Annotated in this window: 12 protein-coding genes; 3 read left to right on the forward strand and 9 right to left on the reverse strand. The window is 48.3% G+C overall.

The window, feature by feature from the left end; all coding sequences use genetic code 11:
* Positions 1-31: 31 nt before the first annotated feature.
* On the forward strand, positions 32-478 hold the full coding sequence (locus SK066_RS13205) for a hypothetical protein (RefSeq protein WP_250343244.1): 447 nt from the start codon (positions 32-34) through the stop codon (positions 476-478).
* Between the two features lie 139 nt (positions 479-617).
* On the opposite strand, the gene SK066_RS13210 is transcribed toward SK066_RS13205, so the two are convergent.
* Both SK066_RS13210 and rpsN read right to left on the reverse strand, forming a co-directional pair.
* Entirely contained in the window at positions 618-2,351 is a 1,734-nt protein-coding gene (locus tag SK066_RS13210) for a carboxylesterase family protein (RefSeq protein WP_320541849.1), read from the reverse strand.
* 383 nt (positions 2,352-2,734) lie between these two features.
* On the reverse strand, positions 2,735-3,004 hold the full coding sequence (gene rpsN / locus SK066_RS13215) for a 30S ribosomal protein S14 (protein WP_229685678.1): 270 nt from the start codon (positions 3,002-3,004) through the stop codon (positions 2,735-2,737).
* 338 nt (positions 3,005-3,342) lie between these two features.
* Here rpsN and SK066_RS13220 point away from each other — a divergent pair, with 338 nt between their 5' ends.
* A complete protein-coding gene (locus SK066_RS13220) occupies positions 3,343-4,332 on the forward strand; it encodes an LCP family protein (RefSeq protein WP_407673671.1) in 990 nt (329 codons plus the stop codon).
* A gap of 95 nt (positions 4,333-4,427) precedes the next feature.
* Positions 4,428-5,171, forward strand: coding sequence for a class I SAM-dependent methyltransferase (locus tag SK066_RS13225; protein ID WP_320541850.1), 744 nt, complete (start codon positions 4,428-4,430; stop codon positions 5,169-5,171).
* A 281-nt stretch (positions 5,172-5,452) separates the two neighbouring features.
* Here the strand turns inward: SK066_RS13225 and SK066_RS13230 are convergent, their stop codons facing one another.
* The 7 genes from SK066_RS13230 to rhaI form a co-directional block, all read right to left on the reverse strand.
* Positions 5,453-6,280, reverse strand: coding sequence for a VanW family protein (locus SK066_RS13230; RefSeq protein WP_320541851.1), 828 nt, complete (start codon positions 6,278-6,280; stop codon positions 5,453-5,455).
* A 496-nt stretch (positions 6,281-6,776) separates the two neighbouring features.
* Positions 6,777-7,664: a LutC/YkgG family protein gene (locus tag SK066_RS13235; RefSeq protein WP_320541852.1), complete on the reverse strand. Its 888-nt coding sequence runs from the start codon at positions 7,662-7,664 to the stop codon at positions 6,777-6,779.
* Entirely contained in the window at positions 7,654-9,177 is a 1,524-nt protein-coding gene (locus SK066_RS13240) for a LutB/LldF family L-lactate oxidation iron-sulfur protein (RefSeq protein ID WP_320541853.1), read from the reverse strand. The genes SK066_RS13235 and SK066_RS13240 overlap by 11 nt, the downstream gene beginning before the upstream one ends.
* Positions 9,174-9,902: a (Fe-S)-binding protein gene (locus tag SK066_RS13245; protein WP_320541854.1), complete on the reverse strand. Its 729-nt coding sequence runs from the start codon at positions 9,900-9,902 to the stop codon at positions 9,174-9,176. Before SK066_RS13245 ends, SK066_RS13240 begins: the two co-directional genes overlap by 4 nt.
* 204 nt (positions 9,903-10,106) lie before the next feature.
* The gene (locus SK066_RS13250; RefSeq protein WP_320544881.1) at positions 10,107-10,865 is read right to left on the reverse strand and encodes a DeoR/GlpR family DNA-binding transcription regulator; all 759 of its coding nucleotides are present in this window, start codon (positions 10,863-10,865) and stop codon (positions 10,107-10,109) included.
* Between the two features lie 21 nt (positions 10,866-10,886).
* Positions 10,887-12,362: a rhamnulokinase gene (locus SK066_RS13255; RefSeq protein ID WP_320541855.1), complete on the reverse strand. Its 1,476-nt coding sequence runs from the start codon at positions 12,360-12,362 to the stop codon at positions 10,887-10,889.
* Positions 12,359-13,579 (reverse strand): L-rhamnose isomerase, encoded by a 1,221-nt coding sequence (gene rhaI / locus SK066_RS13260; protein ID WP_320541856.1) that lies wholly within the window; start codon positions 13,577-13,579, stop codon positions 12,359-12,361. The genes SK066_RS13255 and rhaI overlap by 4 nt, the downstream gene beginning before the upstream one ends.
* Positions 13,580-13,853: the final 274 nt, after the last annotated feature.

Genomic DNA, 13,853 nt, shown 5'->3' on the forward strand with positions numbered 1-13,853 from the left:
TGCTGAACGAAAGGAGTATGAAGGAACAATCATGAAAGCGTATCTGTTTGCACCGATTATTGCGTCTCTCGTGGCTAGCCCTGCCACCTCGTACGCTGAAGATGTGATCGATGCGGTTATTCCGGCTTCGCAGGACAACACCACTCAGATCGTCTCCAGCTCGTCGTGGGAATATCCTATCGTGCATTTCCGCAATGGCACGTATCGGATCATGATGGACCCGGCAGTGAATACGATCAAGGTAGGACCGAAGCTGGGCAAGGTTGAGCGGAATATTAGCAGCTTTGATCAGGTGGATGATGACAATTCACTCATCGATACCTCTTATAAAAATGGCGATAGCAATGTGCTCAGTGTAGATACCCCGATCTACAAATTCCGCAATCGCAGTACACGCGACTGCATCATTGTCAGCCACAAAAACAAATATTATAAAGCAATTCGTAAAGTCGATACATCGACAAGCAGCTCCTCTTGATCTCCATACGTGAGGAGTATGCTGACTATGATCATAAGTGAAGGATACCTACCACATACTAATAGCCGCCACGAATGGATATCTCTATCCGATTCATGGCGGCTACTTTCATACTAGTCGAGCATTGTATTGATTTGTGTTATTTATACTGTGGGTCAAAGAAGAAGCGTCCATTCAGCACCTTATCCCACACAATCGCTGTGGCTTGCGGTGTTAGCGAGGCTTGGATCTGCTTTTTCAAAGCATCCACATCAGGCTTGCCTGCAATCATGGAAGTCTTAACTGTAGATGAGGTTGCATCCAGCTTCATCAGCTTGCCTGATTGCTGCCATGTGCTCCACGGCGATAGACCGCCCGACTGCATCGAGCGTCCATGCAGGAAGTTCGCGACATACTCACGATAGCGATCTGCGAGCGCAAGACGTCCCTTTTCATTGGCTGTCGTATAAAACTGATCCTTGAACAGCGCAGCGAATGCACTCTTATCGAATGCTCCAGTCAAAAAGTCCAGATCGACGCCATGTGTAGCAGCTACATACTTAGCTGGTGCCTTCACACCTGCTCCATCCAAGCCCCAGGCAAAACGATAGACATACATATTTTTCGACTGCGAGTCTTTACTATACTTCGCTGCTACTTGATCAGCATTAAAGGAGGAATACAGCTCGCTTCCATACGCCGTGGCTTGCCAGAACTGCTTTTGCAGTGTTGGCTCCCATGTGTTTTTCATAAAGCTATTTGTAAATGTCGGATCAAAAGCAGCGAATGCGTTAAATTCATGCTGCATACTTCCGATCAGCATCGGTACACGATTATACTGTCCACGATCGACCACATCAAAGCCCTGCTTCGGCAATACAGTGCCATCAGTAAATAGATGCGGGAATTCCGACATACGAATCATTACCGTACCTACCGCTTCAACCAGTGCGGCACTATCCAGACTACGGAGTGTCTGCTGAAGCTCGGTCGGGTCGGTTTCTTTTAAATAACGTATCCCTTCTTCGGCGGTCTGCACTTTACCCGCCTTCGCCAGCGCCTCAGCCAGCTTCTCGCGATCATAGGCTTCACCCTGCGCAGGTGTGGACGTAGTCATTCCACCGCTAAGTGGCATGGCTTTGACAAATAGCCCTTTGGCGAGCGGAGAAATCGTTAATGCCAGTACATCGCGCGCGCCTGCTGATTGTCCACCCAGTGTGACATTCGCTGCATTTCCACCAAAGCTAGCGATATGCTGCTGCACCCATTTCAACGCTTGAATCTGATCCAGCAGCGCAAAGTTACCTGAATCCTCAGCTGCATTGCCCGTTTGCAGTGCGGGAGAACGCATCCAGCCAAGCAAGCCAAGACGATAATTGACCGTTACAATAACGGCATTCGTCTGCTCCGCCAGCTTACTCGCATCGAAAGAGCCACCGCTTCCCGTCACATTACCGCCCCCATGCAAAAAGACAAGCACAGGCAGCGAATCGTCTGCCGTAGCTGGACGATAAATATTCAAATACAGGCAATCCTCACTACCTGTGACTTTACCATTGGCAAGCTGTGTGCATACCTGCGGCAGCTTGCTTGCTTCAACCGTCTGCTCTGGTGTGGCTATCGGTGCTTGCGGTGCACGCCAGCGTAGCTCACCGACTGGTGGCTTCGCATAAGGTACACCAAGCCATGTCCATGTATTCGCAGACGCTGCCCTTGTACCACTCAGGATAGCTTGAGATGTTGGCTGTACAAGGCTTGCCTGATACGCGTAGGCCATCTGCTCACTTCCTGTTCCGCTACTCGCTGCTAAAGCTAGACCATTCGTGCCCCATGTGCATAGCAGCAGTAGCATCGTCATTATTGCCGCAATTAATCGCTTGTTCATTGTACTCATTATACCCCGCCTCTCTCATCCATACACTGTAGTCATACGATTAGAATGTGGATTGTTGCTGCGATGACTGATATGTAAGCGATTGCAGTAGTGTGCAATCTTCCTCCGGACAAACAAAAAACCTGACCCGGCAACAGCATGTACACAGAGGTACAGACCTTTGCCAAATCAGGTTTCGCCCGGAATTCCGGTAACAATCCATCATTTGCTATTCATTATAGCATCTTTTGAAGCGCTTTCAAGTTGAATTTGCCGAAAAAGGTAATAATTTCGCATAAACCGTCGAATGAATAGGCTGAAATTTATAAAACAGTCTGCTACCCTTTTATCGGTAACAGACTGTCTCCATTGCTAGAACGCTGATTATAATTACATATTACTGCTTACCAGCTCGCCTTTTTCACACCAGGAATATGTCCCTGATAGGCAAGCTCACGAAAGACGATCCGAGAAACCTTGAATTTGCTCAGATATCCGTGTGGACGACCGGTAACCTGACAACGATTATGCAGGCGTGTTGGCGAAGAGTCACGCGGTAGCTTACTCAGCGCCTCATAATCTCCTGCTTCCTTCAATTGACGACGCTTCTCTGCATATTTAGCAACCAATGCCTCACGCTGGCGTTGGCGAACAACCTTAGATTTTTTAGCCACGAATATACACTCCATTTCTTTATTTAATCGTAATTATTACTATTAATAAAGTATAAAGCATCTGTTCACTGGATGCAACCTGTTCCGCTATTTTAATAGATACCTTATCAGCTAAACGACAAATGTAATCTAATAATGACATATGATATCTTTTTGTATGATAAATTGATCTTTTTATTTCAAAACCTCTACTAAAACGCTATAAAATTGACATTATGTTCGTTTCTGTCTATGATTTATAAGGTTGTGATAGGTCGATAGACCGTAATAAGTTATGATCTATTCTCTATTTCTTGATCGCCTAGAAATAGCAGCGAATGGTGAAAGGAGTGTCATTTTTGAAAAAATCATTTAAAGCATGGAAATGGTTTCTGCTTGTCGTCTTGCTTGCAGGTGGCGGTATCGCAGGATACTACGCCTATTCCATAGCTCATTTTGCTTCATCGATCTCTACGGCCCAGCAGAGTAATCCGAATACAGACCCATCTGGTACAGGTCAAGGTGGTGAGCTGCCAGATATTCCTGAATGGGATGGTACAGAGCCTGTACACCTGTTATTGCTCGGTACAGACAGTCGGGATACAGATAGCAATGGACGTTCCGATTCGATGATGGTGGCTACCATTGATCCGGTCACCAAGCGAACGTATCTTATGTCTATTTTGCGTGATACATATGTCGATATACCGGGTCATGGCTACAGTCGTATCAATGCTGCCTATTCGTATGGTGGTGCCCCACTTGCAATGGAAACGGTAGGTAAGCTGCTCGGGATACCGATCGACCATTATGTGAAGATCGATTTTGAAGGCTTCAAATCACTTGTCGATACAGTAGATGGCGTCGAAATTGATGTCGAAAAGGATATGAAGTATACAGATGGTGGCGATGGACATCGCTATGATATCGATCTGAAAAAGGGCATCCAGACACTAGACGGCACTCATGCCCTTCAATATGTACGTTTTCGCCACGATGCGACCTCTGACTTTACACGTACGGAGCGCCAGCGTAAATTCCTAACGGCACTGGCGGCGAAGCTACAAAGCTCCAGTTCACTGCTCAAGCTACCCAGCATTCTGAATGGCGTAGCCCCTTACATCGAAACGAATATGTCTACGTCTACGATGCTAAAGCTGGCACGCCTGGGGCTAGACGTGAATGTGAGTCGTACTGAGAAAGTACAGATTCCACCCAATTCGTTGCTCGAAGCGAAAACCGTTCGTGGTGCCGCCGTACTTGGCGTGGATGAAGTGCGTCTGCGGAAGTATATAGAGAAGATGCTAAATGATTCGGATGAAGCAAATGAAGAATCCGAACAGCAATAAAGCCATTCAGGGTTTCATTTGAAAATGTGCAGGTCATTCATTGCGATTGTAGAAGCTACGACCTATACTGTGCTGATCCAAAGGAGGACGTAACCGTGATTGACCACAATAACCTTGAGGAATATAGCGACCCAATCAATTATGATCTGGAGTTCGGTGGTGTGACAAAGCAATATCAATTCTATCTGGAATGGGCGCAGCAAACACCGGGTACCGTATTAGATCTGGCTTGCGGCACAGGCTTAACAACATTAGCTCTAGCTGAGGCAGGTATCGATATTATGGGCGTCGATATTGCAGAATCGATGCTAGCGTACGCTCGTATTAAGGCTCAAGGATTGCCTGTTGAGTTTATCCATGCCGATGCGCGTACATTTCGATCAGATCAGCGATTTTCTTTCATTTACCTGACAGGCAATGCGTTTCAGGCATTTTTGAGCGATGAGGATCAGAAAGCTCTACTGGATACTGCCTATGAACATCTGGAGCCGAACGGTCGTTTTATTTTTGAAACTCGGAATCCGGCTGCTACCGATCTAGCCGATGAAGAAGAATCACCATGGAGTGAGTTCGTTGATCATAACGGTGAGATCGTTAAGGTATCCGGCTCCCAAACCTATGATGCCGATCAACAGATCATGCACTGGGTAACACACCGTACATGGCCACATCAACAAAAGACATCGCGAATCGCCTGTCGTTTTACTGATCATGAGACATTAACCAGACTGCTCACTTCCAATGGATGGATAATCGAGCATCAATATGCAGATTGGAATCGCACTCCCTTCTCGCTCTCCTCACCTTCGATCATTAGTGTCTGTAAAAAAGTGAAGTAGTGGCGCTTGTGTGATGGTTCACTGGTATAGCATCAGCTACTTTAGCAGGGATACTGTATACCAAAACATGCCACTTTGTATTACAAAATGCTACTGCATATAACAATAAAAAAAGGTCATCCTTTGTAGAATGACCTTTTTTATTGATCTTATTAATATAGGCTACTTGAAAAAGACATGTCTTTTGAATGGATATAGTGCTGAGTCGTTTTGCTATACTTTTCCCTAGCTTGATCCTTACCCTACTATTATTCATTCTCAAATGAATATGTCTTCCACTTCTACTCTTCATTCCCCTCATTTCCTGCTGGTAATAGTGGCTCATACATCATAATCGCATGATTCTCTGTAATCGGTTCGTCGCGAATGCACTCTCCATCTCTATTATACGTTTTGCGATGGATGATATTATGACGCACATGTCCACCCCAGTATTCTGATGTGATCCAGTGCTCTTTTTCATAAATTTCGTAGGTATGTAGTGGTTGCTGACTGGAACGCCATTCGCCGACAAGATGAGTGTCCGTAACGTACACTACAAGCTGATATCGATAGGACGTTTCATTTTTGATTTGCAGATCAAGGTAGTTGTAGGCACATGTCGCCCCACTGCCAAAGGGCTGGCTTCTGCGTGAGTCTGGAAATACATCATAGCTGTGTCGGTAGCGCTCAGTGACGGTAAGCGGGGAATGCAGTGTCATCCAGTAGATTAGATTTGATAACTGGCACAGACCACCACCGACTCCAGTACGCACCTGTCCATAAAATAAAATCATCGCATCCACATACCCTTTACGGCGAGTCGTGCTTCCAATCGTACGCCAGTAGGAAAAGGTCTGCTGCGGTTCAAGCATAAGTCCATGGATTTGATTCACGGCAAGCTTGAGATTGGTCACTTTATTGTGCTGTAGCCACATGTCCACGTCCTTCAATTCACGTAGCAGCGGTGTCTGATGTGTAAAAATCACATGCGGAAGGAGCTCCTGCTGTCGCTGTGTCGCATATGATTTGCGATCCAGAAACCAGCGAATGTAACGGCGTGCACGATAATACTTTTTCCCGGCATAGATACGTAAAGAGCTGCGTGGGATAGGTTTTAAAGATGACATTGTCTTTCCTCCTGAATGAAAATAGGCTAGCTGTAGCACATGCATTGTATTCTGAGTGTACACGTATAGTTTGCATGCACGGTTTGAATGCAGACGAATATCGAGTAAATAGCTCGGTTCCATTCTGCTGAGATTGCAATCATCATTCTTCGCATACCATAGCTAGGGTTCATGATCCAATGCTCTATTTAGCTTACACGATGAAATGAGGCTAAAAGAGACAATTTTGAAGGCTACAGATTTCATTTTTGCCATCGCTTGGTTAGTGCAATGAAAAGAGTTTGAATATCTCAATAGAAGCTTGAGTCTACTGGCTCGCTACTTTATGACTTGTGCATTTTATATTCTATTACGTAGACATTACCAATAAAAAAGCGCCTGAGGCAGCCTCTATCGCCCTCGACGCTTATATCAGTTTAGCTTATAGTGACATGATTGGATGACGGGAATTTTAGCTTTCATCGCTTCATTCTTTGTAGCCTACCTGTCAGCCTCTCTAACCAATCAGCAACGTATAAATAATCCCCGGCCCATGCACACCGATCGTCAGGTCATTTTCAATATCCGAGGAGCGGCTTGGTCCTGAGATGAAGTGTACACCTGCGGGCAGCTGCTGTCGTCCACGCTGATCCAGTGGAACCAGTAGCTCGCCCAGTCGGGTATGCAAATTCTTTTTATACAGCAAAACAATACATACAGTTGGTAGTAAGCTTACAGAGCGTCCCTGCATAACGGACGAAGTGACCATCACGGTTCCGGTATACGCTGCGGCACCTTCTGCCATGACAATGCCGATATCCGCACCTGCGGCTGTTGCTCGCCAATCGGTCTGCTGGTCTTCATTCCATACTGAAAGATGTGCATCGGGTAGCCGTTGCTCCAGACGGAGCTGCTCCAGCTCAGGCAGCTGCTGACGCACAATCTCTCGTGCCTCTAAATCCTGAGCATACTGTGCAATCCATTCTCCTGCGGCTTCCAGATTATCGACCGATACCACATGTCCGCCCACCTCTTGAAAATGAGCAGTGAATCGCTCGACGCGTTCCTGCTCCTCCCAGCTCCATTCATTCCAGAAGGACGGCGCACCACGAAATGGATGGATAGGCGGCTCTGTAGCTCGCGGACGTCCTAGACGAGAGGAGATATGATCGATAAAGGTCTGCTGATTGCGCCGTGAGCGCTGTTCTAGCTCGGCAAGCCAGGGCGGCTGTGTAGCATTGTGATTCGCGGTATTTGCAATGTTGGTGGCTTGTGCAGTTTTTTCATTATTTAGGGAAGTTGTAGTACTGCTCACTATTGTAGCCTTCGTCGACATAGATGATCCCTCATTGTCCGTCGCTTTATTTTTCGATAGATCATTAGAACGATTGGTATCAAGACTCATCGAAGTCACCCCTTTTACTTCGTTGTCTCGCCTGAACGAGCTGCTCCATGCGATCCTTAACCGTAGCATCCATCGTTACCTGATCCTGCTGTAACTCCTGCTCCAGCTTGCTCCAGCGCTCACGGAATGGATCATCTGCCATTGGCGGCATATCCCGGTACGTATTCCAGCCCTTGAGTGGCCCTATTTTCAGTGAAATTGTACCATTATGCACTACAGGCTTCTGGAACAATCGTCCCATCTTCAGCGCTGCACCAAGACGCTTGGAATTGCCCATCAGGATCGCAAAGCCTTTCATGCCGATCGACTCCCAGCGATTGCCGTGACCACGCTCTACCTTACGGCGACGCAGATACACGAGCATATCATGCAGCGGAATTTTGACCGGACAGGCTTCATAACATGCACCACACAGACTGGATGCATTGGCGATATCATCCCACTCGGCTACATTACGATTAAGCGCAGGCGTTAGCACCGCACCGATCGGGCCACTATAAGTCCCACCATACGAATGCCCTCCAATCTGACGATAGACCGGGCATACATTGAGACAGGCACCACAACGAATGCAATTGAGCAATTCTTGAAATTCAGGATCGCCGAGCTGACCGGAACGTCCATTATCGACGATAATAATATGCATTTCCTCAGGCCCATCGCTGTCGTCATCGCGCTTAGGACCCGTAATACCAGACATGTACATCGTAAGACGCTGACCTGTAGCAGAGCGTGGCAGCAGTGTTGCCATCACCTCAAGATCTTCCCAGGACGGGATAATACGCTCCATACCCATCAGTGTAATTTGTGTCTTTGGCACAGTCGTTACCATCCGAGCATTGCCTTCATTTTCAAATAACACCATAGAGCCTGTCTCTGCAATTGCAAAGTTACAGCCGGTCATTCCGATATCCGCATCGAGAAACTTCTCGCGTAGCTTACGCCGCACATAGCCTGCCAGTACAGTTGTATCCGGTGGTAATTCCTCGCCTGCATCCTTCGATAATAGCTCGGCAATCTGATAGCGGTTTTTATGAATCGCTGGAATTACGATATGGGAAGGGCCTTCGCCAGCGAGCTGGATGATGTATTCCCCTAGATCGCTTTCCACTGCTTCAATGCCTGCTTCCTCCAGTGCATGATTAATATGCAGTTCCTCGGATACCATCGACTTGGATTTGACGACCGATTCGGCTTGCTTATGACATGCAATAGTCATGACAATCTCCGTCGCAGCTGCTGTATCCTCAGCAAAATGAACATGAACTCCATTCGCACGCGCATTTTCCACAAATAGATTCAGATAATAGTCCAGATTGGCAATCGTATGCAAACGAATCTGTCTACCTCGTTCACGCCACTCGTCCCAATTGCCATGCTCGGTCGAAGCGAGCTGCTTGCCATTACGTAGCCGCTCGGTCGTAAAACGAACCGCTTTACGCAAAAAGTCGTTGTTCAGTGCGATATCCGCGCGTTCTTTTACCGTAGCAGAGGTTTTCTCGCTCCTACTCATCGCACTGCCACCCCCTCGTAGAGCAGCTCAGCCAGATGCATCACTCGCACCTGCTCCCCCCGATGTCGCAGATTGCCAGCAATATTCATCAGACATGCCATATCCAGACCGACCAGTACCTCGGCTTCGGTTTCCTTGATATGATCAACCTTTTCCGTCACCATTGCGCCGGATATATCTGCCATCTTCACGGCAAAGGTACCGCCGAATCCACAGCAATCGTCAGCAAATGGTAATGGCACCAGCTCCAGTCCCTTCACCTGAGATAGCAGCGCCATCGGCTCCTCCTTCACGCCCAGCAGACGACTACCATGACAGGACGGATGATACGTCACTCGATGTGGAAAATAAGCACCGACATCGGTCATACCAAGCACCTGTACGAGAAATTGCGTAAACTCATACGTCTTCGCTTCCAGCGCCTGCGCTTGTTCCAGCCATTCCGGTTCGTCCTTGAATAGCTCTGCATAATGATGAATCATATATGTGCATGATCCTGAGGGTGAGACGACAAAGTCACTATCCTGAAACGCTTTCAAAATCGTTTTTGCGGTCGTACGTGTTTCCTCCCAGTAGCCGCTATTGTAGGACGGCTGTCCACAGCAGGTTTGTACCGAAGGAAAATCCAGCTTCACTCCATGCGCTGCTAGCAGGCGAACCATCGCCTCGCCAACCTGCGGATAGATCGCATCACTCAGACAGGTAATAAATAGCGATACCTTCATTGCTGCACCTCACCTTCATGGAATCGAATCCTATATAAAAAAGATGGCTTCTCGCTGCGAACACTCATCCCATACCCGGCGCTCCGGGCATACACATGCAATTCGCCGCATGACCGCCATCTTTTCAATGATACTTATGCTATCTATACTCATTTCCAAAAGTTATCCAACCGTTATGACCTGACTTAGCAGACTGAACGATGATCAGACAATCATGACTTTCATAGCCTGCTCCTGTAATTGCTCCACAATACGCTGTTCAATACGACTGTCGGTAATCAGCTGATCGACCTCATTCAGATTCATCACATGCGCAAATGCCTGTACCCCGAATTTGCTCGCATCCGCCAGTAAAATCACCTGATCCGCCATACCGACCATTTTCTGCTTTACACGTCCCTGTAGCTCATTCGACTCACTCACGCCGCGCTCCAGATGAACCCCCTGACAGGATAGAAAAAGCTTGTTCACATAGTAGGTGTCCAGTGAGCGCTCAGCCAGTGGGCCAACAAAGGACAGCGAGCGAGACACCAGCTGACCGCCAGTCGAGATCACCTCAATCTTCTCCCGATTGCTAAGCTGGGTCGCCACGCGAATCGAATTGGTGAGTACGGTCAGCGGAATATCCGGTAACGAGGCAGCCATATACCATGCTGTCGTACTCGCATCCAGCAGAATCCGATCATTGGGCTCGATGAGCTTGACCGCCTGCTCAGCAATACGGCGTTTTTCCTCCGCATGCATAATTTCACGTTCAGAGAATGGGGTCTCTGGCTGTTCGCTCTGTACACTAACCGCGCCACCATGTGAGCGCCTTAGCAGTCCCTGTCTTTCCAGACGATCCAGGTCACGCCGTATCGTCTCCTCTGTTACCTGACAGCGTTCACTCAGCTCCGTAACGCGCATACTTCCATGTTCATTGACCAGCTTCACAATCTTGTCATATCGCTGTGCCACCAGCATCATATCCTCAACTCCGACTCGTTATTGTACGGGCACCTCAACATATCGACAAAAGCCTACATACGCCTGCTGCCATGCCTCCTGATCCTGTGGCTCATACACATCAACAGGAAAGGAATCACGAATAACGGCGCGCGCTTCCCGAATATCTCGAAATGCACCCTGTGCTATCCATTGTACCGCCAGATTGCCAATTGCGCTTCCTTCGGCTGGCCCTGCCCATACGGGACGTGCAATCGCATTGGCTGTCCACTGGCAGAGCAGACGATTTTGAATACCGCCACCTACCATATGCAGTCCATCGAAGGCTTTACCTGACAGTTGCTCGGTCAGCTCTAACACATAACGATATTTTAATACGAGACTTTCAAAAATGCAGCGTGCCATCGCGCCACGTGATGCTGGGATCGGCTGATTCGTCCGCCGACAGTAATCAGCAATTCGCTTCGCCATATCGCCTGCATGGAGGAAGATCGGATCATCTGGATCGATAAATGATTGAAATGCAGGCGCTTGCTCCACTCCGGATAACCATTCTCCATAAGAAGCATGATGCCCATTGCGCTCGCATTCACGCTTATACTCCTCGAAGATCCATAGCCCCATAATATTTTTGAGCAGACGATAGGTGCCGTATGCCCCACCTTCATTGGTAAAATTAAGCTGTAGCGCTTGCTCATGAATAACCGGCTCCGACATCTCTGTACCCATCAGTGACCATGTGCCACAGCTTAAATAAGCAAAGGAATCCGACAATGCTGGAACAGCGACAACTGCCGATGCTGTATCATGCTCCGCTACGGCTGTAACCGCAATGGCAGGCAATCCAAGCTCGTCCATAAGCGATGAGCGCAATTGCCCTGCCGAGGTGCCCGGCTGAACAGGCTTACCAAACCATGATGATGGGATGCCAATATGCGATAACAGCTTGCGATCCCATTCCTGCTGACGTGAATTGTACAGCTGCGTCGTCGTTGCATTCGTAAACTCGTTGATCATCTCACCTGTCATAAAATAACGTAGCAGATCGGGGATCATGAGCAAGCGCTGCGCTTCCTTTAGCAACGATGAATCCTCGCGACGTAAGGCCGCAAGCTGATACAGCGTGTTGAAGCTCAAAAATTGAATACCGGTCGCTTCAAAAATCCGCTCAGCCGTCAGCTCGGCGATCAGCTCCTCCATCACCCCTGTCGTATGCGGATCACGATAATGATACGGATTGCCAAGCAGCTCACCACTGCGCCCAATCAAGCCAAAATCCACTGCCCATGAATCAATACCGATACTTTCGGGCACCATCCGCTCCTGCTTCGCTGTTACCAAACCCTGCTGTAGCTCATGATACAGCCGTAAAATGTCCCAGTACAGATGCGGCCCAACCTTCACCGGCTCATTCGCAAAACGATGAATCTCCTGCGTCACGATCCGGTGGTCCGTCAGTCTGCCGACAATCGCCCTGCCACTGCCTGCGCCCAGATCATAAGCAAGAATCGTCACCAGCTTGCACCGCCCTTACCACGTACCAGAATACGCTGTCCATAGGCATCACCGAGATACGCTCTCATTGGATCGATCGGTAAGCCCTGCTCCTCACGCACGGCGTGCAATAGAGGCGTCACGTCAAATTCAAATGCTCGTCTGACCGCATCCTCCGCACCAAGCACATCGCCGCGTTGCTGCGCCTCGGCTACCTCGCGATGATCCACCAGCAGCGCCTTCGCATACTGGGTCTGCACATTCAGCACCGAGCGAATCATCGCTGGAATTTTCTGCTCAATATTGTGCGATTGATCGATCATATACGCGATACTGTTTACCGCATCGATCAGACGTTGCTCTCCACTTTCCGCTGCATCCAGGATCTGATAAAAGATCAGAAACAGCTCATACGGATTAATCGCACCAACGATCAGATCATCATCTGCATATTTATAGCTGTTAAAATGAAATCCACCCAATCGCCCTTCATCAATCAAATACGAGACGATATGCTCCACATTCGCACCAGGGAGATGATGCCCGGTATCGACCAGCACCTGTGCCTGCTCACCGAGCTTGAGGGCAAGATTATACGCCATGCCCCAATCCGCAATGTCTGTATGATAAAAGGCCGGCTCAAATGCCTTATATTCAATCAGCATCCGCATATCCGGCGATAGCGCTCCATACATTTCGGCAAGAGCCTCCAGCATCCAATGCTTACGCTGACGAATGCTGCCCTGCCCCGGATAGTTCGTACCATCGGCAAACCATAGACTGATATCGCGCGAGCCTGTGGCACGGGCAATATCGACGCATTCCAGCAAATGTGCAGTCGCTTTGCGCCGTACTGCGGGATCGGTATGCGTTACACTACCCAGCATATAATCCTCTTCCTGAAATAGGTTCGGATTGATCGCACCAATTTGCAAATTTAGACCTTCTGCATGACTGCGCAGCTTGCCATAATCGTCGACTTTATCCCACGGAATATGGATGGCCACAGATGGACATAATCCAGTTACCCGATGAACCTGTGCAGCATCCTCCAGCTTTTCAAATGGATCACGCGGCACGCCTTCCTTTTGAAACACTTTGAACCGTGTACCTGAATCGCCGTATCCCCAGGAAGGAGTCTCGATTTGGAGCGCTTTGAGACGGGATTTGATTTTGTTCAGATCCATTCCGCGAGCTTGCTGCTGTTCTTCGAATAAGGCGTAGGCTTTATCGGTCATGATTTTGCCTCCTTAGGCGGATAATTTATTTAACATGTGATTGTGTGTGCGTGTAATTGAATTTTCTTGCTGGGGCATCATTCACTGCGGGGAGGAATAAGGGGACGGACTCCGGTATCGCACAGGAATCTACGGAGTAGAAGTGAGTTGTAGATTCCCGTGCTCAAAGGTCGTCCTTTCCCCTTATTTCCTCCCCTCCGTTCCGCGATGCTTGCAATATATAAATTCACATACACGCTGAGTGGTGGCATTAGAAGGTAGCATTAGAAGCATG

Source organism: Paenibacillus hunanensis, assembly GCF_034055775.1.
In the GTDB taxonomy this organism is placed as follows: Bacteria; Bacillota; Bacilli; order Paenibacillales; family Paenibacillaceae; genus Saccharibacillus; species Saccharibacillus hunanensis.

Excerpts from the sequence above, each read along its gene's own strand:
- SK066_RS13205 (WP_250343244.1), top strand. The coding sequence starts at position 32 with ATGAAAGCGTATCTGTTTGCACCGATTATTGCGTCTCTCGTGGCTAGC.
- SK066_RS13210 (WP_320541849.1), bottom strand. The coding sequence starts at position 2,351 with ATGAGTACAATGAACAAGCGATTAATTGCGGCAATAATGACGATGCTA.
- SK066_RS13230 (WP_320541851.1), bottom strand. The coding sequence starts at position 6,280 with ATGTCATCTTTAAAACCTATCCCACGCAGCTCTTTACGTATCTATGCC.
- SK066_RS13235 (WP_320541852.1), bottom strand. The coding sequence starts at position 7,664 with ATGAGTCTTGATACCAATCGTTCTAATGATCTATCGAAAAATAAAGCG.
- SK066_RS13240 (WP_320541853.1), bottom strand. The coding sequence starts at position 9,177 with ATGAGTAGGAGCGAGAAAACCTCTGCTACGGTAAAAGAACGCGCGGAT.
- SK066_RS13245 (WP_320541854.1), bottom strand. The coding sequence starts at position 9,902 with ATGAAGGTATCGCTATTTATTACCTGTCTGAGTGATGCGATCTATCCG.
- SK066_RS13250 (WP_320544881.1), bottom strand. The coding sequence starts at position 10,865 with ATGCTGGTGGCACAGCGATATGACAAGATTGTGAAGCTGGTCAATGAA.
- rhaI (WP_320541856.1), bottom strand. The coding sequence starts at position 13,579 with ATGACCGATAAAGCCTACGCCTTATTCGAAGAACAGCAGCAAGCTCGC.